A 20,590-nucleotide genomic window follows, 5' to 3' on the forward strand; every position below is an offset into this window, starting at 1 on the left:
ACAAGGGAGGGACACCATGGACGATCGCACCCGCATCGAACTGGAAGCCGCCGCCTTCCGCGGCCTCGTCGCGCACTTGCAGAAGCGCACGGACGTGCAGAACATCGACCTCATGAATTTGGCCGGGTTCTGCCGCAACTGCCTGTCCAAATGGTACCGCGCCGCCGCTCTCGAACGCGGCGTCGAGATGACCGAGGACCAGGCGAAGGAAATCGTCTACGGCATGCCCTTCAAGGAATGGAAGGCCAAGCACCAGACCGAGGCGTCGGACGAGCAGAAGCAACGCTTCGAGGACACCAAGCCGCTGCACGCCGAGATCAGCGGGCATATGCCGCGGTGATGTGTGCACCTTGACGCTAGCGTACAACAATTGTATATACATACGTCGCTGATGACGACAGAGCATTCAGGGCCGCTCCGACCGGGGAACGCCTGGGCGCGTACTTCGGGTGACCGAAGTTTGGGAGTTCCCGGTCATGGAATTCGAATGGGACGAGGCCAAGCGGCTCAGCAATTTTGACAAGCACGGCGTCTGGTTCGATGACGCCATCTACATCTTCGAGGGTCGTACCGTCGTTCGAGCAGATCCGCGCGACCACGGTGGCGAAACACGGTTCAGGGCTTATGGAACTGTCGATGGCCGCGTACTGGCCATCGTCTACACATGGCGTGGCGACGTGTGCCGCGTCATCTCAGCAAGAAAGGCGAACGACCGTGAGCAACGAGCGTATTACGCGGCGCTCTCTCGCGTCGCCCCGGAATCGGACGGCTGACTGGTCACGGTTCGACGCGATGACGGATGCCGACGTCGCGGCGGCTGTGAACAGCGATCCCGACGCCGCTCCCCTTGCGGACGAAGAGTGGTTCAAGACAGCCGAAATCGTCGAGCCCGCCACCAAGCAGGCCGTCAGCATCCGGCTCGACCGGGAAGTGCTGGAGTGGTTCCGCGACAACAGCGAACGCTACCAGACAAAGATCAACGCCGTGCTCCGCTCCTACATGGAGCACGAAAAGAAGAAGCGGCGCGCCTGAACGCGCGCCTCCTTCCCTGCCGACTCCCTACCCGAACAGCCCGCCGAACGGCAGGAACGTCACCATATCGCCGTCGCGGATCTCGGTGGCGTCCTGGGGCATATCGACCAGACCGTCCGCCTCCACCATGGAGGTCAGCACGCCGGAGCTGTCGATGGGGAACTTGCGCGCCACCGGACGGCCATCCGCGCCGATCTCCAGCCGCGCGCGCAGGAACTCGCGGCGCCCGGCCTTCTTGGCGAAGTCGAACCCCGCCACCACCAGACAGCGCGGCACGTGCACGTCCTCGGCCCCCATCAGCCGCAGCACCAGCGGCCGGCCGACCAGCATGAAGGTCACCATCGCCGACACCGGATTGCCGGGCAGCCCGAGGAACGCCGTCCCGGCCACCTGCCCCAGCGCCAGCGGCTTGCCCGGCTTGATCGCAAGCTTCCACAGATCCACCGAGCCCAGCGCGTCGACCGCCGTCTTGACGTGGTCCTCCTCGCCGACCGAGACGCCGCCCGAGGTGACGATCAGATCCGCCGTGCCGGCCGCCTCCTGCAAGGCGACGCGCACCACGTCGGCCTTGTCGGCGAGGATGCCCAGATCCCGGACCTCAGCCCCCAGCGCCGCCAGCTGCGCGCCGATAGTGTAGCGGTTGGCATCGAAGATGGCGTGTGACGGCTTGTCGCCGCCCGGTTCGCGCAGTTCGTCGCCGGTGGAGAACAGCACGACGCGCAGGCGCCGGCGCACGGCCAGCTCGGCGCGGCCGACCGCCGCCGCCAGCCCGACCTCTTGCGCGCGCAGGCGGCGGCCGGCGTCGAGCACCACGGCGCCGGCCATCATGTCCTCGCCGGCCGGGCGGATGTTGGCGCCGCGGCTGGGTGGGTCGAGCACGACCACCGCCCCCTCCTCGGCCCGGCAATCCTCCTGCATGGCGATGGTGTCCACCCCGGCCGGCACCGGCGCGCCGGTGAAGATGCGCACCGCCTCGCCCGGTCGCACAGTGCCTTCGAATCGCGAGCCCGCCGGAACCCGGCCGACCAGCGGCAGCCGCAACGGCGTGGCGGCGCCTTCGGGCGTTGCGTAGGCGTAGCCGTCCATGGCCGATACGGCGGCCGGCGGCACATCCACCGGGGCCGTCACCGGTTCGGCCAAGATGCGCCCGAGCGAGTCGCGCAACGGCACGGTCTCGACACCTGTGACCGGACCGAAATCCCGGACGACGCGGGCCAGCGCCTCGTCGAGCGGCATCGGGCCGCTACCCTTGGCGGGGCTGTAGCAATCCATGGCCATGGAATGTCCTCAAATGGTGCGCGGTGGGCATCGTCGCTGCCCACGCTCATCCTTGCAACAGCCATAGAGGGCAGGTCGGGGCCTTGACCAGTGTCAACCCGCGGACGCAGCAAAGTCGCCGCCACCCAAGGGCGACGGCGACCTCCTCGTCAACACCAAGCGGTGCCCCTTTTGGGCCTCGCAAAGACACCTTCGGCCGAACGGCGGTGGGACGCTGTGATGGCCGTCACACGTGACGCATCGCACACAAAATTTTCATAAAATTTCAGGCGAGTGCGCAGATTCCAGCGGAGACAGCTCATCGCCGGTCGGCGGGCCATAGGATTGGGCTGGAATCGTCTGCGGACCGTGGGGGGACCTCTTCAGCTTCCCGGTTCGACCATTCCGGTCGAAGGCTTGGCTGGAAAAGGTGGCGGAGCGGGGGGGATTCGAACCCCCGGTACGAGTAATCCCCGTACGACAGTTTAGCAAACTGCTGGTTTCAGCCACTCACCCACCGCTCCTCGGTGGACACCCCTTGGGAGGGGCGCCGTGGTGTGGAGCGTTCTAGCGGCCCTGAGAGGGGCTTGTCAACGCCTTAGCAGCGTCGGATGGGAGAGATATCCGCGCCGCGGGCACAGCCTTCCCATGCGACACCCTGCCTCACCCAAAGACGAATCATTCGTGACAAATTCGGATAAAATTTTATGGACATTGTATGGGGCGCCGGCTACGATGTCAGCCATACGAACGAACACCAAGTGCGGGAGGCCGCCATGAGCATGTCAAAGCGCTGCGTCGAGACACTTCTGGATCTGGCCGAGATCAAGCTGAGCTGCCTGGAGATCACCGACCGCGAGGACATGCGCGAGAAGGAGTTGCTGGAGCGCTGCATCCAGGAACTGCGCGCCGAGGCCGACGGCATCGATGGCAGCCTCCTTGCCTTCCAGGCCGTCCCCAAGCGCCGCGGCCGGCGGCCGAAGCATCTGCAATTCCACGAACTGCACGCGGCGTAAGCCCTGCTCCGGGAAGCGTCAGGCGGCAGAGGAACGCCGTTGCGCCGCCTGCATGGCCTGGAGGTCGGCTTCCAGCAGCACTTGGAACCGCTTAAGCGCGCTGCGGCGTTGCGGTCGGTCGGCGCACTCCGCGATTTCCCGGTCGAGAAGCGCCAGCATGGCCCGCGTTTCGTCCTCGGGCATGCGCCATCCGCACAGCGCCTTCATGACCGGCCTCCGCCTGTTCGTCGTGGGACGAACGGGCATACCCCTTTGGGCCGCCGATGGAAAGCTCTCGGAAGGTCAACGCCACCCAAAAACACAGCATTCCAGGTAAATACCGCCTACCTTGACAAAATATTGGGCCGCCGAAGCGGCCCAAGTTTCAGGGAGGAACCAAAAAACGGGAGACATTCAGGAACCAACTGCACACCAGTACAACGCAATACCATTAATGGAAGGTAAATGTTACTCCTATTCCGTCGAGATACCAATATCGATAGATCTTTATTCACTAAATTCGAATGAACGGCCTCGCGGCACTGAATCGGACTGGCGCGGCGCCCGGATGGTGCTAACGTCGTCCGCGCACGACACACCATCGAGGACACGCATGCCGGCCGAGACGCTGCCCGCCACCACCGATTTTCTTGCCTGGGCCAGACGCGGCGGCGGCCGGGCGGAGTTCGTGAACGGCACGACGCAGCACCTGCCGGCCGGCTCGCTGGCGCACGACACCATCTGCGGCAACCTGTTCGCCGCCTTGCACGCCGGCGCCGATGGCATCGACCGGCACGTCTTCATGGGCGCGCTGGTGGAGGTGCCGGGGGTCGGCTTCCTCAGCCCCGACCTCGTCTTCGGCACCTGGACCCCGGCGGGCGACGAGGTGCATCTGCGCGGCCCCCAGCTCGTGGTCGAGGTGATGGCGCCCGACACCGCGTCCCGCGACCGTGGCTTCAAGTGGAAGGCCATGCAGCAGGTGGCGGCGCTGGAGCGTTACGTGCTGGTGGACGAGGCGGAATGGTCGGTGGAGCTGTTCGCCCGCGGCGCCGGTGACGGCTGGCGCTACGAGCGGTTGACCGGCACGGAGGATTCGCTGGCGGTGCCGGCGATCGGCTTTTCCATGCCGCTGGCCGCAGTGTACCGCGGCGTGTTCCGCGCTTGAGGCGCCGCATGCCGCGTTCCTTTTATCCGCCCTCCGACCATTGCGACGGCCGGCGTTTCCACAACGTCCACGCTTCGACGGACAAGCGATTCGCCGATCTTCTGCGCTTCTGGCGCTCCAGGGGCGTTTGGGCGCCCTGGCCGAGCCGGGTGGACGATCTCCCCTGCCCGCCCACGCTGACCCCCGTGCCGGACGGGCACGTCGCGCTGACCTTCATCGGCCACGTGACGTTCCTGATTCGCTTCGGCGGCTGCGCGGTGCTGACCGACCCGGTGTGGTCGGCGCACGCCGGGCCGTTCGGCCGCATGGGGCCAAAGCGTGCGCGGCCACCCGCCCTGCCTGTTGAAGAGCTTCCGAAACTCGACGCGGCCCTGGTCAGCCACGGGCATTACGACCACCTCGACCTGCCGACCCTGAAACGGCTGTCAGGCACGCCGATGGTCGCCGGACTCGGCAACAGGCCGTATCTGGAGCGCCGCGGTGTTCGTCCGGTGCATGAACTGGACTGGTGGCAGTCCGTGGACATGGGCGGCGCCCGAATCACTTTCGTGCCGGCCCAGCATTGGTCGAGCCGCACTCTGTTCGACCGCAACACCACGCTGTGGGGCGGATTCGTGATCGAGGCCGGCGGGTTGACCGTGTTTTTCTGCGGCGACGCCGGCTACAGCCCGCATTTCCGCGAGATCGGCGAGCGCTTCCCGCGCATCGATGCGGCGCTGCTGCCCATCGGGGCCTACGAACCGCGCTGGTTCATGGCGCCGCAGCACATGAACCCGGACGAGGCGGTGCGGGCGCACCGCGACCTCGGCGCCCGCACCAGCATCGCCATGCATTTCGGCACCTTCCGCCTGACGCCCGAGGGAATCGCCGAACCGGTCGAAGCGCTGGCCCGTGCGCGTGCGGCGCACGGCGTGGACGACGCGGCGTTCCGCGTGCCCGGATTCGGCGAGACGCTGTTGCTTCCGGCCGGTTGAGCCTTCGGCCAATGGTGATATTTGCGCGCCGGTCCGCGGCGGGCATTGTGTTCCCCCTGATTCTTCCGTTCGAAAGCACGATGGCGAAGCCCCGATGACCGGTGCCCAATTCGACGATTCGGCGCGCTACGTGGTGTTCGGCTTGTCCGGGCACACGCTGGCGCTGCCGGCGGCAGCGGTCACCCGCTTCCTGCCGCTGCCGGCGCTCGACCGCCCGCCCACGGCGGCGCCGGTGATGGCCGGGGTGTTCCGCTGGCAGGGCCGCGTGGTGCCGGTGCTGCGCATGGACCGGCTGCTCGGGCTGGCGGAGTCGGCCATCGGGCTCTACACGACGCTGCTGCTGCTGATTCGCGACGACGGCCCGCTGGCGCTGGCGGTCGAGCGCGTTCACGGCATCGCCGCCGCCCCCGACGCCGGGGAGATCGCCGAGGATCTGAGCTTCGAGGGCTGCGCGCTGGCGGTGATCCAGCATGCCGGCGGCACCGCCACAGTGCTCGACCCCGGCCGCCTGCTCACCCACGTCGAGGAACGGCTGCTGGAGGATTTCCGCGCCGTAGCCGAGGAAAGGCTCGTGCAATGGCAGGCGCCGTGAGCGCTCGCACGCAGGCCGTGCTGAACGACCCGGCTTTCGCGCGGGTGAAGGCGGAAATCATCGCCCGCACCGGGCTGGCCTATTACGCCGACAAGGACGCGGCGCTGGCCGAGCGGCTCACCCGCCGGCTGGACGAGCGCGGGGTGGCGCGGCTGGCCGACTATCTGGCGCTGCTTCCCGCGACCGCCGAATTCCAGGCGCTGTTCAACGAACTGGCGGTCGGCGAAACCTTTTTCTTCCGGTACATCGAGCAGTTCGAGGCCCTGCGCGCCGTCGCCATCCCCGAGTGCCTGCGCCGCAACCGCGAGCGCCGCACGCTGCGCATCTGGAGTGCCGGCTGCGCCACGGGGCCGGAGGTCTACACGCTGGAAATCCTGCTGAAGCGCGACTTCGCGGCGGAGCTGAACGGCTGGCAGGTGACGCTGCTCGGCACCGACCTGAACCGCGCCTTCCTCGACCACGCGCGCCGCGCCGCCTACGGCCCATGGGCGGTGCGCGGCCTGCCGGAGGATGTGCTGAACAGGTATTTCCTGCACCACGGCAACGTCTGGCAGGTGCGGCCGGAGTACCGGCAGTGGGCGCAGTTCGAAGTGTTCAATCTGGTGGACGGCCGATTGCCGAACGCCGGGCACGGGCTGGCCGGGTTCGACATCGTGCTGTGCCGCAACGTGATGATCTATTTCGACGAGCCGACGCGCGCCCGCCTGTTGCGCGGCCTGCGCGCCACGCTGACCGATGGCGGCTGGCTGGTGGTCGGCCACGCCGAGACGGGGGCGGAGATCGGCTCCGTCTTCACCTCGGTCCCGGTGCCCGGCGCGACGCTGTACCGCAAGCCCGACCCGATCTGTCGTGCCGCCGAGCCGTCACCGCCGCGGCCCGCCCCCGTGCAGTCCGGGCTGCCGCCGGCCCTGCCGGAGCCGCCGAAAGCGCGCACCGCACCCAAGCCGGTGGAAGCCCCCCCACCCCCCACCCCCACCCTGGAAGACGTGGAGGATCTGGCCGAGCGCGGCGAGCACGCCGCGGCGCTGGAGGCCTGCATGGATCTGGTCGAGCGCGACCGCCTCAACGCCGCCGCGCACTTCCGCCTCGGCCAGTTGGAGGACGAGGCCGGGGCCGGCGACCCGATCGGCGCGTTCCGCCGGGCGCTGTACCTGGAGCCCGACTTCGCGCTGGCCAACTACCATCTGGCGCTGGCCTACTGGCGGCGCGGCAAGCTGGTGCCGGCGCAGCGGCACTTCCGCAACGCGCGCGACGGGCTGGACAAGCATGGCGACGGCGATCCGGTGGCGCACGGCCGCGGCCTGACGGTCGGCGAGCTGAGGCACATGGTCGATCTGTGGCTGTCCGGTGAGGAGACGCGCGGATGACCGTCGCGGCGAAGTCCATCGACTGGGACGAGGTCCACGCCCGGCTGGCCCGCCAGCAGGCGGCGCTGGAGGAGGCGTTCGCCGGCCGCGGGCCGTGGGCGGACGATCTGCTGCGCCGCCGCGCCGAGGCGCTGGCCGGCGACGCGGAGGCCAAGCCGGCGCCCGACGCCCTGCACGTCCTGATCGCCCGCGGAGCCGCCGCGACCTATGCGTTGGAGGTGCGGTATCTGGCGCGTATCCTGCCCTTGCCGCGGGTGGCGCCGGTGCCGGGGGCTCCGGTTGAACTGCTGGGGCTGGTCGCGGTCGGCGGGCGGGTGCTGCGCCTGTTCGACGTGGACCGGCTGTGCGGCGAGCCGGCGGCCGAGGCCGATGCCGCGGGGTTCGCGGTGACGCTGCGCGCCGAGGGGCGCGCGGTTGCGCTGCGGGTGGCGGCGGTGGACGAGGTACGACTGCTGCCGGCGGAGGCGCTGCGGCCCATGGCGAGCGGGCGTGTGATACGAGCGGTGACGGAGGAGCGCGTGGCGCTGCTCGACGTCGCCGCGATTCTCGAACGAATCGGTGCGGCGGGGGGACCATGAGACTGTCGGTCAGGAACAAGCTGATGCTGGGCTTCGGCGCCGTCTGCCTGTTGGCGGCGGGGCTGGCGCTGTACCAGATCGACCGCTTCGGCGCGGCGATGCGGATCATGCAGGCGGTCGTCGTGAACGACGTGCAGGTGGCCAACATGCTGCGCTCCGTCACCGAGCAGCAGTCCAACCTGCGCAGCGACCGCGAGACGGCGCTCAACGCCGTGGCGCTGGCGCGGGCACAGAACCGCACCGCCGACATTGGCGCGCAACGCGTGCACTATCTCGATGGCGCGCGCGTGCTGCTCGAAGCCATCGCCGAGATGAAGGCGTTCACCGCTGAACGCTCCAGTCATGGCATTACCGAACGCCGTCGCGCCGCGTGGCGGGAGGCCGCCGCCACCGCCAACGACCTGGACCGCGCCGCGCGATCCATCGTCAGCGAAGCGACCACCACCTACGACCTGCTGGACCACGGCCAGTGGGATGAGGCGCAAGCCCGCCGCCCGCGCCTCGACGAGATGCGCCGGACCCTCGACGAGCGGCTGACGACCTTCGGCGTCGTCATCCGCCACCTGAACGAGACCGGCCGCATCGAGTTGGAACAGCTGTACGAGGAGTTCACCAACTCCGTGTTCGCGACGCTGGTCGGGGTGGTGGTGATGGCCGTGCTGATCGCCTACCTCATCAGCCGCTCGATCACCCGGCGGCTCGGCACGGCCATTTCCTTCGTTGGGCACGTCGGCAATGGCGATTTGACCCAGAGCATCGCCTTGTCCGGTAACGACGAGCTGGCGGAACTCGGCCACCATCTGGGCGAGATGACCAAGCGCCTGCGCACGGTCGCGGAGACCACCCGCGCCACGGCGGAAAGCGTGCACGGAGCGACCGCGGAAATTCGCGCCTCGACCCAGCAGCAGGCGGCCAGCGTCGCCGAGCAGCTCGCCGCGGTGGAGGAGACCACCGCGACGCTCAGCGAGATCACCGAATCCGGCGGCCAGATCAACCGCCGCGCCCAGGACGTGGCGCGCGGCGCCCAGGCCGCCTCGTCGGTCAGCGATTCGGGCCTGCGGGCGGTGTCCGACACCAACGAGGCGATGAACGCCATCCGCGAGCAGGCCGAGGCGGTGGCCGAGAACATCGTGCTGCTGTCCGAGCGGACGCAGGCCATCGGCGAGATCATCGTCACCGTCAACGACATCGCCGAGCGCTCACACCTGCTGGCGCTCAACGCCGCCATCGAGGCGGCGGCGGCCGGCGAGCACGGCCGGACCTTCGCCATCGTCGCCACCGAGATCAAAAGCCTCGCCGATCAGGCCAAGGAGGCGACCTCGCAGGTGCGCTCCAACCTGTCGGAGATCCAGCACGGCATCAACGCGTCCGTGATGCTGACCGAGGAGGCGGTCAAGCGCGTCGCCGCCGGCAAGCGCCAGACCGACGCCACCGAGGCGACCATCCGCGAGATGGCCGAGAACATCCAGGAGAGCGTCATCGCCTTCCAGCAGATCGTCGCCGGCACCAACCAGCAGCAGATCGGCCTGGAGCAGGTGATCCAAGCCTTGCAGAACATCCGCGAGGCCAGCACCCAGACCGCCGCCGGCACCCGCCAGCTGGAGGGAGCGGCCAGCAACCTCAACGCGCTCGGCCAGGGGCTGGTCGAGGCGGTGCGGAACTATCGAGTGTGAGTGGGGCGCCCCGGAACCCGCCATGAACGACATCCGCGAACGCCTGCTCGCCGCCTTCGACCTGGAGCATAAGGACCACCTCTCGGCCATCCGCGAGGCGTTGCGGGCGGTCGATGAAGGGCACGGCGGCGACATCGACATGGTGGAGATCCACCGCCGGGCGCACAGCCTGAAGGGGGCTGCGCGTGCCGTCGACCTGCCCGACGTGGAGGCATTGGCGCACCGGCTGGAGTCGGTGTTCACCGCCGTGCAGCGCGGCGCGCTGACCTTGGACGCACGGGCGCGGGTGCCGGTGCGCCGGGCGCTGGACGCCATCGAGGATTCCGTCGCCTGGGCGACCCGCGGCGGCCCGCCGGTGGACACCGCCGATCTGCTGGACGACCTCACCCGGCTGTCCGGCGACGAAAGCGCGCTGCCCGCCCCCCGCCGTGCCGCCGCGACGCCGGCTCCCCGACCGACATCGCCGGGCCGCGCGCTGGTGCGCATCCAGAGCGAAGGGCTGGAGCGCCTTCTGGACACTGCCGCAGCACTGCTTCCCGAGGTCGAGGGCCAGGGCCGCGTCGCCGATGATCTGCGCATCCTGCGCCGCGAATGGGCGGGCATGGCGCAGGCGTGGCAGCGGCTGCGCCGCTCGCTCGACAAGGGCAGCCGCGACGCTCACTTCACCGCGGCGCTCAACACCTTCGAGCGGCGGCTGCGCGCCGCCGGCACCGCGCTCGATTCCGCGCACCGCCAGCACGACCGCGGGCTGTGGGCGTTGCGCCGCTGGGGCGGCGCGCTGCACGACGACGTGCGCCGCCTGCGCATGGTGCCGGCGGAGACGCAATTCGGCGGGCTGGGCGGCATGATCCGCGACCTCGGCCGTGGCCAGGGCAAGGACATCGAGGCCGACATCCGCGGCTTGGAGGTGGAGGCCGACCGCGTCGTCCTGCAACGCCTCAAGGACCCAGTCCTGCATCTGGTCCGCAACGCGGTGAACCACGGCATCGAGCCGCCCGACGAGCGGGTATCGGCCGGCAAGCGCCCCGGCGGCCACATCCTGTTCGAGGCGTCGGTGTCCGGCAGCCGGCTGCGGCTGCGCATCGAGGACAATGGCCGCGGCCTCGACCTCGCCGCCATCCGCCGCCGGGCCGGCTCACTCGCGGCGCAGGACGGCGAATTGCCCGACGACCGCTTGCTGGAACTGCTGTTCGAACCCGGCTTCAGCACGGCCGAGACGGTGACCGAGATCGCCGGGCGCGGCATGGGCCTGTCCATCGCCCGGCGCGAGGTCGCCGGCTTGCAGGGCCAGCTCACGCTGGCGCCGCGGCCGGGCGGCGGCACGGTCATTCTGATCGAGGTGCCCGTCAGCCTGTCCGGCCAGCGGCTGGTCTTCGTCGAGGCCGGCGGTCAGGTGATGGCGCTGCCGGCCGCCGACGTGGTGCACCTGCATCACGGCCACGCCGACGCGCTGTACACCCTGGAGGGCCGGGCGATGCTGCGCCTCGACGGCGACGACGTGCCGGTGTCCAACCTCGCAGCGCTGTTGGGGCTGGAGGTGCCCGACGAGACGCCGGAACGCCCGCTGCTGGCCGTGGTCCGCAGCGGCGAGCGGCGCACCGCCCTGGTGGTCGACGCCCTGGTCGCCACCCGCGACGCCGTGGTCGCCTCGGCGGAGGAGTCCGGGCTCGACCCGGCGCGCTTCATCGGCACGGTGCTGCTGGACGACGGCTCCCCGGCGCTGGTCCTCAACGCCGCGGCGCTGGGGGCGGCCGAGCCGATGGCCCTGCCCGCCCCCCGCGTCCCCCGCCCGGCCGCCCGGCCGCGCATTCTGGTGGTGGACGACAGCATCACCACGCGCACGCTGGAAAAGAGCATCCTGGAGGCGCATGGTTACGACGTGACGCTGTGCGTGGACGGCCGCGAGGCTCTGGAACGCCTGGGCACCGACCGCGTTGACCTTATCGTCAGCGACGTGGAGATGCCGCGCATGGATGGGTTCGCGCTGGTGCAGGCGGTGAAAACCGACACACGGCTGGCCGACATCCCCGTCATTCTGGTCACCTCGCGCGGCAGCGACGAGGACCGCGAGCGGGGCATGCACCTCGGTGCCGACGCCTACATCGTCAAGGCCCGCTTCGACCAGAACGATCTTCTGGAAAGGATCAGGCGGCTGCTATGAGCTCAGCGCGCAAGGTCAGGGTGCTGATCGTCGAGGATTCGCCGGTGGTCCAGCAGTTGCTGGTGCACATCGTCGGCGACGACCGACGCCTCGAGGTTGCCGGCGTCGCCTCCACCGGCGAGGAGGCGTTGCGCCTTGTCGAGCGCACCAAGCCTGATGTGGTGTCGCTGGACATCCGCTTGCCGGGCATCGACGGGTTCGAGGTGACCAAGCGTCTGATGCGGCAGAACCCACTGCCCATCGTGGTGGTGGCCGCCGACGTCAACGACCTGAACATCCCCATGCGCGCCCTCCAGGCCGGCGCGCTGGCGGTGGTGGAGAAGCCGGTCGGCCTGGGTCGCGCCGAGTATCAAGCGGTCGCCAGCCACCTGTGCACGCAGCTGCACAGCATGAGCCAAGTGAAGGTGATCCGCCAACGCACCGAGCGCTTCCTGAGCCGCCCTGCCGCCGCCCCCGCGCCCTGCGCCGCGGCACCGCCGCGACCGGCCGGCGGGCACTATTCGGCGCTCGGGCTGGTGGCGTCCACCGGCGGCCCGCCGGCGCTGGTCAAGGTGCTGAGCGGCCTGCCCAAGACCTTTCCGCTGCCGATCTTCGTGGTGCAGCACATCGGAGCCCCCTTCGTCGCCGGCTTCGCGCAATGGCTGGAAACCGTCTGCCCGTTCCCGGTGGAACTGGGGCGCATGGGGACCAAGCCCTTGCCCGGCCGCGTCTACATGGCGCCGGGCGAGTTGCACATGATGGTCGAGCGCGGCACCATCGTGCTGTCCGGCGCCGCCCCGGCCTGCGGGCAGCGGCCCTCGGGCGACGTGCTGTTCACCTCGCTGGCGGCGGCGTACGGGTCCGCGGCGATCGGCGTCCTGCTGACCGGCATGGGCGAGGACGGGGCGCGCGGGTTGCTGGACATGCGGAGCGCCGGCGCCTACACCATCGCCGAACACGCCTCGACCGCGGTCATCCACAGCATGCCGGGCACCGCCGTCCGCCTGGGGGCCGTTGTAGAGGAATTGCCGCTGCCGCAGGTTTCCGTCCGCCTGCTGGCGTTGGCGTCGCAGCAAATGGAGGACGTCTGATGCCGGTCAAGGGTCCGGCCAAGATTCTGGTCGTTATCGGCTCACAGACGCAAGGTCTGCTGTTCAAGCACCTGCTGGAACAGGAGGGGCTGGAGGCGCAGTGCGTCGATGGCATGCCGGAGGCCCATGAGGCCCTGGCCAAGTCCAAACCCGCGGCGCTGCTGGTGGATTCCTCGTCGCTCGGCGCCGATGCGGTGACGGAGCTGCGCCGCCGTGTCGATGCCCCCATGCTGGTGCTGGGCAGCGCCGCACTTCCCGCCGATTCCGGCGTGCAGCGCGCCGACGGCGCCAATCCCCCGGCGGTCGTGCGCGCGCTGGCCGACCTGCTGGCGGCCCCGGCAGCATTTCCGGTGACGGCACCCGCCGACATCCTGCGCCGCGGCCGCATCCTTGTGGTGGACGACAGCGTTACCTACCGCGAGTTCCTGCGCCTGGAACTGGAGGCCGAGGGCTGCCGCGTGCTGATCGCCCGCAACGCCACGGAAGCCGAGACGGCGCTGAACGCCGGCGGATTCGACTGCGTGCTGCTCGATCTGGTGATGCCGGGGACCAGCGGCGTCCAGCTCTGCCGGCACTTCCACCAGCACCGCAACGACCACGGCGTGCTGTTCCCCATTTTGATGCTGACCAGTCAGGAGACCGACGAACAGCTCATCGCCTGTCTGGAGGCCGGGGCCGACGACTTCGTCGGCAAGTCGCGTCCCATGGACATCCTCAAGGCAAAGATGATGGCGCTTCTGCGCTGCAAATTCTTCGTGGATGACCGTTTGTCGGCCCCCGCTACGACCAACAGGTAAGTCATACTGCTTTCGAGTGATACCGCGAGGGGACTATGGTCCGTTAACCTCAAGGCTGGGGCCGGTGCGCCGTCACACAACCATGATACACAACTATGGAAGCGAGGCCCATTTGACCGCTCAGCAGCCGGTCGAACGATCCCACGGGGACGTCCCCGCTCCGGTCAGCCTGGACACCGCGCGGCGGATCTGTCAGGTGGCCGGGGTGCCGGCGCTGCTTGTGGATTCGTCGCTGGCCACCGTGCACGCCAACGCCGCGCTGGGCGCGCTGCTCGGCCGCGCCCCGGCTCCCGGCGAGCCGGCGCAGGCGGCCCTGCGCGACGCGTGGCCGGCGTTCGAGGCGGTGGCCCGCGCGCTGATGGCGCAGGACGGCTTCGCGCCGGAATCCGGGCTGCCGGTCGATCTGCCGCTTCCCGATGGGCAGGCCCCGTTGCGCCTGCGTGTGCTGCCCATCGTCGAGCATGGCCGCACGCACGGCGTCCTGGCGATGGGCGACGGCACGGCGCTGCGCGCCGCCGAGGACATGCGCGCCGAAATCGAACGCGCCGGAGCCGCCAAGTCGCGCTTTCTCGCTTCAGCCAGCCACGACCTGCGCCAGCCCTTCCAGGCCATGCGGCTGTTCCTGGAAGTGCTGCAAATGCAGATCACCGACGACAAGGCGCGGCAGACCGCCGGCCTGCTCGGCAACGCCATGGCGGCGGGCGAGAAGCTGCTGAACGCGCTGTTGGACATCTCGACGCTGGACGCCGGCACGGTGAAGGCCAACCCGCAGGTGTTCGACCTTGACGAACTGCTGGCGGGTCTGGTCGAGGAATTCCGCCCACAGGCCGAGGAAAAGGGCTTGGTGCTCAAGGCCCGCCTGTTCCCGGCGCTGGTGCGCAGCGACCCGGTGCTGCTGGAGCGCATCGTCCGCAATCTGGTGTCCAACGCCATCCGCTACACCCGCCAGGGCAAGGTGCTGCTGGCGATGCGCCGGCAGTCTGGACCGGGGCCGGGGCGGGTGCGGATCGAGGTGTGGGACACCGGCTTCGGCATCCCCGAGGCGCAGACCGAGTTGATCTTCGACGAGTTCCACCAGTTGGAGAACCCGGCGCGCGACCCGAACCGCGGCCTTGGCCTGGGGCTTGCCATCGTGCGGCGCCTGTCCATACTGCTGAAGGCGCCGGTGAACGTGCACTCGCGCGTCGGCCGCGGCTCGGTCTTCTCGGTGTCGCTGGAGTTGGCCGAGCCGGAAGCGCCGCGCCGGGCGGAGGAGCCGCGCCACGCCGCCGGCCCACTGGCCGGCACCACGGTTTTGGCGGTGGACGACGATGCGATGGTGTTGACCGGCCTCCAGCTCAGCCTGGAGGGGTGGGGCTGCACGGTGGTTCCGGCGGGCGACATCCGCGAGGTGTTCATGCGCCTGGACCAGTTGGACGGCCCACCGGACGTGATCCTCACCGACCTGCGGCTGCCCAACAAGGTGACCGGATTCGAGGTGATCGACCGGGTGCGCAAGCTCTACGGCCGCGAGATCCCCGCCATCGTGCTGACCGGCGAGACCGGGCAGGCGGAGCTGACCGAGGGCCAGCGCCGCCATTGCTCCTTCCTGCACAAACCGCTGCACCCGCTGGACCTGAAACGCGTGCTCAGCCAGATCGCCGGCCCTTGCGCACCGGCGCGGGTGGGGAAGCCGTCGACTCCCTAGCCCGGCTCCTACCCCGGCAGCACCCGCAGAAGGTCGAAATTCTCCGCGAAGGCCACGGCGGCGCCGTGCGTGTGCTGCGAGCTGACGCGCAGCACGCCTTCCCCGGCGATGGCCGGGAATTTGCTCTTCTGCAACGCCTGCTGCGCCTTGTAGAAATCCGCCACCCGCACCGCGAAGCCGGCGAAGCACGGGCGTGGCGCCTGCAATACCGGATCGTCCCCCCACAGCTGCGTCAGCACCGACGGCGGCGCCACGACGATGGGTGCGGCTGCCGCACCGGTCTGCACCACCCGAAGGACGCCGCGCGGCTCGACGTGCGTGCCGAACAGCCGGGCGTAGGGGCCGGCCACCGCCTCCGGGTCGTCGGCGGCGACGATCAGCGCGGCCAAGCCGGTGGCGCCGTTCTCGTGGGTCAGGTACTCCGGCCGCCAGACCACATCGCGGGTGTGGTGCTGGCACAGGAACATGCGCCCGCCCGGCGTCGCCTCCGCCGCCACCTGGGTGATGGTGAAGCGCGCGTCGCGCTTGCCCTCCGGCAGGTCCACCGGACGGCCGAAATCGATGGCCTCGCTGCCCGACAGCCCGGCCTCGGCGAGCTGGCGCTGGGCGTCGCGGGCGTCGGTGGTCTTCAGCGCGACGGCGGCCAGCCCCTCACGGGTCTTCAGGAACTCCGACCACGCCGCGGTGGCGGGATTCGGTTCCTCGATGGCGAGCAGTTCCACATAGTCGTCGGCGAACATGAAGGTGTGATTGGCCGACTTCAGTTCGGTGTGCCGGCCGCGCGGCGTCAGCGTGAAGCCGAGCCGTGCGTAAGCGTCGCGCGCCTTCTCCAGATCGCGCACCGCGATCACCAGATGGTCGATGCCGTCGATGCCGTGGGGCATGGGAGTCTCCTTCAAAGCCCTCCCCCGAATCCGTCGGGGGAGGACCTTAATATCCTTCCCGCTACTCCGCCGCCAGCTTCGGCAGATGGTCCAGTGCGTCCTTGAGGGCCGCCTCGTCGTACGGCACGTCCTGGAGCTTGCCGGCGAAGTAGTCGGTGTAGGCCTGCATGTCGAAGTGCCCGTGGCCGGAGAGGGTGAACAGGATGGTCTCCGCCTTGCCCTCGGCCTTGCAGCGCAGCGCCTCGTCGATGGCGGCCTTGACGGCGTGCGAGGACTCGGGCGCCGGCACGATGCCCTCGTTGCGGGCGAAGGTCACCGCCGCCTCGAAGCACGTCGTCTGCGGGTAGGCCCGCGTCTCGATCAGGCCCAATTCCTTGACGTGGCTGACCATCGGCGCCATGCCGTGATAGCGCAGGCCACCGGCATGGAAGCCCGGCGGCATGAAGGTCGAGCCCAGCGTGTGCATCTTGACCAGCGGCGTCAGATGGCCGGTGTCGCCGAAATCGTAGGCATAGACGCCCTTGGTCAGCGTCGGGCAGGACGCCGGCTCGACCGCCAGCAGGCGCACGTCCCTGCCCTTCAGCTTTTCGCGCAGGTAGGGGAACGCCAGACCGGCGAAGTTGGAGCCGCCACCGGCGCAGCCGATGATCACGTCCGGTTCGGCACCGGCCATCTCCATCTGTGCCATGGCCTCTTCGCCGATGATCGTCTGGTGCAGCAGCACGTGGTTGAGCACGCTGCCCAAGGCGTACTTGGTGTCGTCACGCTGCACCGCGCGCTCGACCGCTTCGGAAATGGCGATGCCCAGCGAGCCGGTGCTGTCCGGGGTCTTCGCCAGGATGGCGCGGCCGGACTCGGTCATGTCCGATGGGCTGGCGATGCAGGTGGCACCGTAGGTTTCCATCAAGGCGCGGCGGTAGGGCTTCTGGTGATAGCTGATCTTCACCATGAAGACCTCCACCTCCAACCCGAACAGCGAGCCGGCGAACGCCAGCGACGAACCCCACTGCCCCGCCCCGGTCTCGGTGGTCAGGCGCTTGACGCCTTGCTGCTGGTTGTAGAAGGCCTGCGGAACCGAAGTGTTCGGCTTGTGGCTGCCGGCCGGGCTGACGCCCTCGTACTTGAAGTAGATCTTGGCCGGCGTGCCCAGCGCCTTTTCCAGCCGCCGGGCGCGCACCAGCGGACTGGGCCGCCACAGACGGTAGACGTCGCGCACCGGTTCAGGGATGTCGATCCAACGCTCGGTCGAAACCTCCTGCTCGATCACCGCCATGGGGAAGATCGGCGCCAGATCGTCCGGGCCGATGAGCTGGCCGGTCGCCGGGTGCAGCGGCGGCGGCAGGGGCACCGGCAGGTCCGCGGCAAGGTTGTACCAAGCCTTCGGCATGCGGTCTTCGCTCAGCACATACTTGGTGCTTTCCGTCATGGCATTTCCTCCGTTGGCCGCTCTGTCGGCGGCGGTCGGGAGGTTGTATATCGGCAACCGCCGTTCGCAAAAAGGGGCTAACCGCGTTCGGCCCGTCAAAGATGCGTCCGCACATCCCACAGCTCCGGGAACAGCCGCACCTCCAGCATCTTGCGCAGGTACGACACACCGGCGGTGCCGCCGGTGCCGGTCTTGTGGCCGATGACGCGCTCGACCGTGGTGACGTGGCGGAAGCGCCATTGCCGGAAGTTGTCTTCCAGGTCCACCAGCTTTTCGGCCAGTTCGTACAGGCTCCAGTGATGGCCGGGGTCGCGGTAGACCGCCAGCCACGCGTTCAGCACGCTGTCGTTGGCACGGTAAGGCTGCGTCCAGTCGCGCTCCACGCAGTCCGGATCCACGCTCAACCCGGCGCGGGCCAGCGCGCGGATCGCCTCGTCGTAGAGGCTGGGCGCGGTCAGCGCCCGGTCGAGCATGCCCGCCAAATCCTCGCGGTGGCGGTGCGGCTGCACCATGGCGGCGTTCTTGTTGCCCAGAGTGAACTCGATGGTGCGGTACTGGTAGGACTGGAAACCCGACGACTTGCCGAGATAGTCGCGGAACGCCGTGTACTCGCTGGGCGTCAGGGTGGACAGCACGTCCCACGCCTGGATCAACTGGTTCTTCACCCGCGCCACCCGCGCCAGCATCTTGAAGGCCGGTCCCAGATCGTCGGCGGCGATGTGCGTCTTGGCGGCCCCCAGCTCGTGCAGGATGAGCTTCATCCACAGTTCGGTGGTCTGGTGCTGGATGATGAACAGCAGTTCGTTGTGGCTGGACGACAGCGGCATCTGCGAATGGAGCAGCCGGTCGAGGCCGAGATAGTCGCCGTAACTCATGTCCTGCGCGAAGTCGAGGTGGGCGCCGTGGTGCCCGGGTTCGTCGGTCATGGGGTTCCTCCTCAGGTCACCGCAGCGCGCTGGTGGAACTCGGGGCGGTCCCAGGTCGCGGTGGACAGGACGTCCTTCAACACCTGCACGGCGTCCCAGACGTCGGCGAAGCGCAGATAGAGCGGCACGAAGCCGAAGCGCATGATGTCCGGCGCCCGGAAGTCGCCGATCACCCCGCGCGCGATCAGCGCCTGCATCACCGCATAGCCCTGCGGATGCCGCACCGACACCTGGCTGCCGCAGCGCTCCGGTGCGTCGGGGCCGGCCGGCGACAGACCCAGGCCGGCGCACTCCTGCGCGACCAGAGCGCGGAACAGCCGGGTCATCCCCAGGCTCTTCAGCCGGAGGTCGCCCATGTCCACCGCCAGCACCTCGTCCACCCCGGCCTCCAGCGCCGCCATCGCCAGCACGGCGGGCGTGCCGCACAGTGCACGGCGGATGCACGGCGCCGGCTCGTAGGCGGTGCCGAAGGCGAAGGGCTCCGCGTGCCCCATCCAGCCGGCGAGCGGCTGGCGGAACGCCTCCTGATGCCGCATCGCCACATAAAGGAAGGCCGGCGCGCCGGGGCCCCCGTTCAGGTACTTGTAGCCGCAGCCCACCGCCAGATCGACGCCGCAACCGTCGAGGTCCACCGGCAGCGCCCCGGCGCTGTGCGCCAGATCCCACAGCATCAGCGCCCCGGCATCGTGCGCCGCGCGGGTGATCGCGGCCATGTCGTGCATCGCTCCGGTGCGGTAATCGACGTGGGTCAGCATCACCACGGCGGTGCGCCCGTCGATGGCGTGCGCGATCTCCTCCCGTTCGACCATGCGCAGTTCAACCCCACCAATCAGGTCACCAAGGCCCTGGACGATGTAGAGGTCGGTCGGGAAGTTGCCGCGCTCCGACAGCACGACCGTCCGCCCCGGACGCATGCGCACCGCGGCGGCCAGGGCCTTGAACAGGTTCACCGAGGTGGAGTCGGCGACCACGACTTGGCCCGGTGCCGCACCGACCAGCCGGCCGATCTTATCGCCGACCCGTTGCGGCAGGTCCATCCAGCGGGCGCTGTTCCAACTGCGGATCAGCCCGTTCCCCCATTCGGCGCGGACGACGCGTTCGAGGTGCGCGGGGGTCGCCTTGGGCAGCGCGCCCAGCGAGTTGCCATCCAGGTAGATGACGCCGTCCGGCAACGCGAACCGCTCCCGCCGGGAGGCCAGCGGGTCACAGGCGTCCAGAACCGCCACGTCGTCACGACCAAGCGCCCTCACGGCCGCCACTCCCGCAGCACGGCGCGCACGGGCGCGGCGTCGAGATTGGCGAGCTTGAGCGGCAGCGCGATCAGCTCGTAGTCGCCGGGCGCCACGTCGTCCAGCACCAGCCCTTCGAGGATGGCGAGGCCGTGCGCCTTTACGCGGTTGTGGGCATCCATGGTCTTGGACTCCTGCGGGTCGAGCGACGGCGAGTCGATGCCGATCAGCCGCACGCCGTGCGCGGCCAGAATATCCACGGTATCCGGGTGCACGGCGGTGAAGGTCGCGTCCCAGCGCTCCACCGGGTTGCGGGTGTAGGTCTTGAGGATCACCCGCGGCGGCGCTCCGTCCAGCCGGCCAGCCAGCGCGTCCACCGGCACCCGAGCCTCACAGCCGCGCACGTCCACCACCCGGCAGCGGCCGAGATAGAGGGACAGGTCCAGTTCGCCCGCCGGCCGCCCGTCGGCGTCGTAGTGCAGCGGCGCGTCCGCGTGCGCCCCCGTGTGCGTGGACAGCGTGACGCGCGAAACGTTGACCGGGCAGCCGGGCGCGATCGCCCAGGTCCGCACCTCGTCATACGCGGTGTCGCCGGGCCACACCGGCATGCCGGGCCGCAGCGCCGGGCTGATGTCCCACATGCGGCGCCCGCTCTCGTCGGTCGCGTCCACCATTCCCTCCCGATGCCCGTTTGGCCCAATGCCCTTTTGAGCCGACCCGATACTGATGTCGGGAGCGCCGGGAGGATTTCCATCTCCGCCCTTCGATGGCGCGGCA

The 20,590-nt window shown here is 69.4% G+C and carries 21 protein-coding genes and 1 tRNA gene; 14 read left to right on the plus strand and 8 right to left on the minus strand.

Going from position 1 to position 20,590, the window contains the following annotated elements:
* The first annotated feature begins 16 nt into the window (after positions 1-16).
* The 3 genes from ACSVDD_RS02725 to ACSVDD_RS02735 all read left to right on the plus strand — a co-directional run bounded on the left by ACSVDD_RS02725 (position 17) and on the right by ACSVDD_RS02735 (position 1,032).
* Positions 17-340 carry a DUF1244 domain-containing protein gene (locus ACSVDD_RS02725; protein ID WP_448187751.1) on the plus strand — a complete coding sequence of 108 codons (324 nt, stop codon included), beginning with the start codon at positions 17-19 and terminating at the stop codon, positions 338-340.
* Between the two features lie 136 nt (positions 341-476).
* A complete protein-coding gene (locus tag ACSVDD_RS02730; protein ID WP_448187752.1) occupies positions 477-773 on the plus strand; it encodes a BrnT family toxin in 297 nt (98 codons plus the stop codon).
* A gap of 19 nt (positions 774-792) precedes the next feature.
* Positions 793-1,032: a BrnA antitoxin family protein gene (locus tag ACSVDD_RS02735; protein WP_448187753.1), complete on the plus strand. Its 240-nt coding sequence runs from the start codon at positions 793-795 to the stop codon at positions 1,030-1,032.
* Between the two features lie 27 nt (positions 1,033-1,059).
* On the opposite strand, the gene ACSVDD_RS02740 is transcribed toward ACSVDD_RS02735, so the two are convergent.
* Entirely contained in the window at positions 1,060-2,304 is a 1,245-nt protein-coding gene (locus ACSVDD_RS02740) for a molybdopterin molybdotransferase MoeA (protein ID WP_448188499.1), read from the minus strand.
* A 416-nt stretch (positions 2,305-2,720) separates the two neighbouring features.
* Positions 2,721-2,813, minus strand: a tRNA-Ser gene (locus ACSVDD_RS02745).
* 252 nt (positions 2,814-3,065) lie between these two features.
* On the opposite strand from ACSVDD_RS02745, the gene ACSVDD_RS02750 reads away from it, so the two are divergent.
* Positions 3,066-3,305, plus strand: a complete 240-nt coding sequence (locus ACSVDD_RS02750) for a hypothetical protein (protein WP_448187754.1) — start codon at positions 3,066-3,068, stop codon at positions 3,303-3,305.
* An 18-nt stretch (positions 3,306-3,323) separates the two neighbouring features.
* Here ACSVDD_RS02750 and ACSVDD_RS02755 read toward each other — a convergent pair whose 3' ends face one another.
* Positions 3,324-3,512: a hypothetical protein gene (locus ACSVDD_RS02755; protein WP_448187755.1), complete on the minus strand. Its 189-nt coding sequence runs from the start codon at positions 3,510-3,512 to the stop codon at positions 3,324-3,326.
* Positions 3,513-3,897: 385 nt separating this feature from the next.
* Here ACSVDD_RS02755 and ACSVDD_RS02760 point away from each other — a divergent pair, with 385 nt between their 5' ends.
* The 10 genes from ACSVDD_RS02760 (at position 3,898) to ACSVDD_RS02805 (ending at position 15,348) form a co-directional block, all read left to right on the plus strand.
* Positions 3,898-4,449 (plus strand): Uma2 family endonuclease, encoded by a 552-nt coding sequence (locus ACSVDD_RS02760; protein ID WP_448187756.1) that lies wholly within the window; start codon positions 3,898-3,900, stop codon positions 4,447-4,449.
* Positions 4,450-4,457: 8 nt separating this feature from the next.
* Positions 4,458-5,423, plus strand: a complete 966-nt coding sequence (locus tag ACSVDD_RS02765; protein ID WP_448187757.1) for an MBL fold metallo-hydrolase — start codon at positions 4,458-4,460, stop codon at positions 5,421-5,423.
* A 94-nt stretch (positions 5,424-5,517) separates the two neighbouring features.
* Positions 5,518-6,015, plus strand: coding sequence for a chemotaxis protein CheW (locus ACSVDD_RS02770; RefSeq protein WP_448187758.1), 498 nt, complete (start codon positions 5,518-5,520; stop codon positions 6,013-6,015).
* Positions 6,012-7,382, plus strand: a complete 1,371-nt coding sequence (locus ACSVDD_RS02775; RefSeq protein ID WP_448187759.1) for a CheR family methyltransferase — start codon at positions 6,012-6,014, stop codon at positions 7,380-7,382. The genes ACSVDD_RS02770 and ACSVDD_RS02775 overlap by 4 nt, the downstream gene beginning before the upstream one ends.
* On the plus strand, positions 7,379-7,960 hold the full coding sequence (locus ACSVDD_RS02780; protein ID WP_448187760.1) for a chemotaxis protein CheW: 582 nt from the start codon (positions 7,379-7,381) through the stop codon (positions 7,958-7,960). Before ACSVDD_RS02775 ends, ACSVDD_RS02780 begins: the two co-directional genes overlap by 4 nt.
* Entirely contained in the window at positions 7,957-9,633 is a 1,677-nt protein-coding gene (locus ACSVDD_RS02785; protein ID WP_448187761.1) for a methyl-accepting chemotaxis protein, read from the plus strand. Before ACSVDD_RS02780 ends, ACSVDD_RS02785 begins: the two co-directional genes overlap by 4 nt.
* A gap of 22 nt (positions 9,634-9,655) precedes the next feature.
* Positions 9,656-11,794, plus strand: a complete 2,139-nt coding sequence (locus ACSVDD_RS02790; RefSeq protein WP_448187762.1) for a hybrid sensor histidine kinase/response regulator — start codon at positions 9,656-9,658, stop codon at positions 11,792-11,794.
* Positions 11,791-12,864, plus strand: coding sequence for a chemotaxis protein CheB (locus ACSVDD_RS02795; protein ID WP_448187763.1), 1,074 nt, complete (start codon positions 11,791-11,793; stop codon positions 12,862-12,864). The genes ACSVDD_RS02790 and ACSVDD_RS02795 overlap by 4 nt, the downstream gene beginning before the upstream one ends.
* Positions 12,864-13,661, plus strand: a complete 798-nt coding sequence (locus ACSVDD_RS02800; RefSeq protein WP_448187764.1) for a response regulator transcription factor — start codon at positions 12,864-12,866, stop codon at positions 13,659-13,661. Before ACSVDD_RS02795 ends, ACSVDD_RS02800 begins: the two co-directional genes overlap by 1 nt.
* 112 nt (positions 13,662-13,773) lie before the next feature.
* Positions 13,774-15,348 (plus strand): ATP-binding response regulator, encoded by a 1,575-nt coding sequence (locus tag ACSVDD_RS02805; protein ID WP_448187765.1) that lies wholly within the window; start codon positions 13,774-13,776, stop codon positions 15,346-15,348.
* A gap of 8 nt (positions 15,349-15,356) precedes the next feature.
* Here the strand turns inward: ACSVDD_RS02805 and ACSVDD_RS02810 are convergent, their stop codons facing one another.
* From ACSVDD_RS02810 to kynB, 5 genes are all read right to left on the minus strand, one after another.
* Complete coding sequence (locus ACSVDD_RS02810) at positions 15,357-16,232, minus strand: VOC family protein (protein ID WP_448187766.1); 876 nt, start codon at positions 16,230-16,232, stop codon at positions 15,357-15,359.
* A gap of 61 nt (positions 16,233-16,293) precedes the next feature.
* The gene (locus tag ACSVDD_RS02815; protein ID WP_448187767.1) at positions 16,294-17,658 is read right to left on the minus strand and encodes a TrpB-like pyridoxal phosphate-dependent enzyme; all 1,365 of its coding nucleotides are present in this window, start codon (positions 17,656-17,658) and stop codon (positions 16,294-16,296) included.
* A gap of 95 nt (positions 17,659-17,753) precedes the next feature.
* Positions 17,754-18,584, minus strand: a complete 831-nt coding sequence (gene kynA, locus ACSVDD_RS02820) for a tryptophan 2,3-dioxygenase (RefSeq protein ID WP_448187768.1) — start codon at positions 18,582-18,584, stop codon at positions 17,754-17,756.
* 11 nt (positions 18,585-18,595) lie between these two features.
* The gene (gene kynU / locus ACSVDD_RS02825) at positions 18,596-19,834 is read right to left on the minus strand and encodes a kynureninase (RefSeq protein WP_448187769.1); all 1,239 of its coding nucleotides are present in this window, start codon (positions 19,832-19,834) and stop codon (positions 18,596-18,598) included.
* The gene (gene kynB / locus ACSVDD_RS02830; RefSeq protein ID WP_448187770.1) at positions 19,831-20,484 is read right to left on the minus strand and encodes an arylformamidase; all 654 of its coding nucleotides are present in this window, start codon (positions 20,482-20,484) and stop codon (positions 19,831-19,833) included. The genes kynU and kynB overlap by 4 nt, the downstream gene beginning before the upstream one ends.
* Between the last annotated feature and the right edge of the window lie 106 nt (positions 20,485-20,590).

The sequence above is a fragment of the Azospirillum terrae genome, from assembly GCF_053470425.1.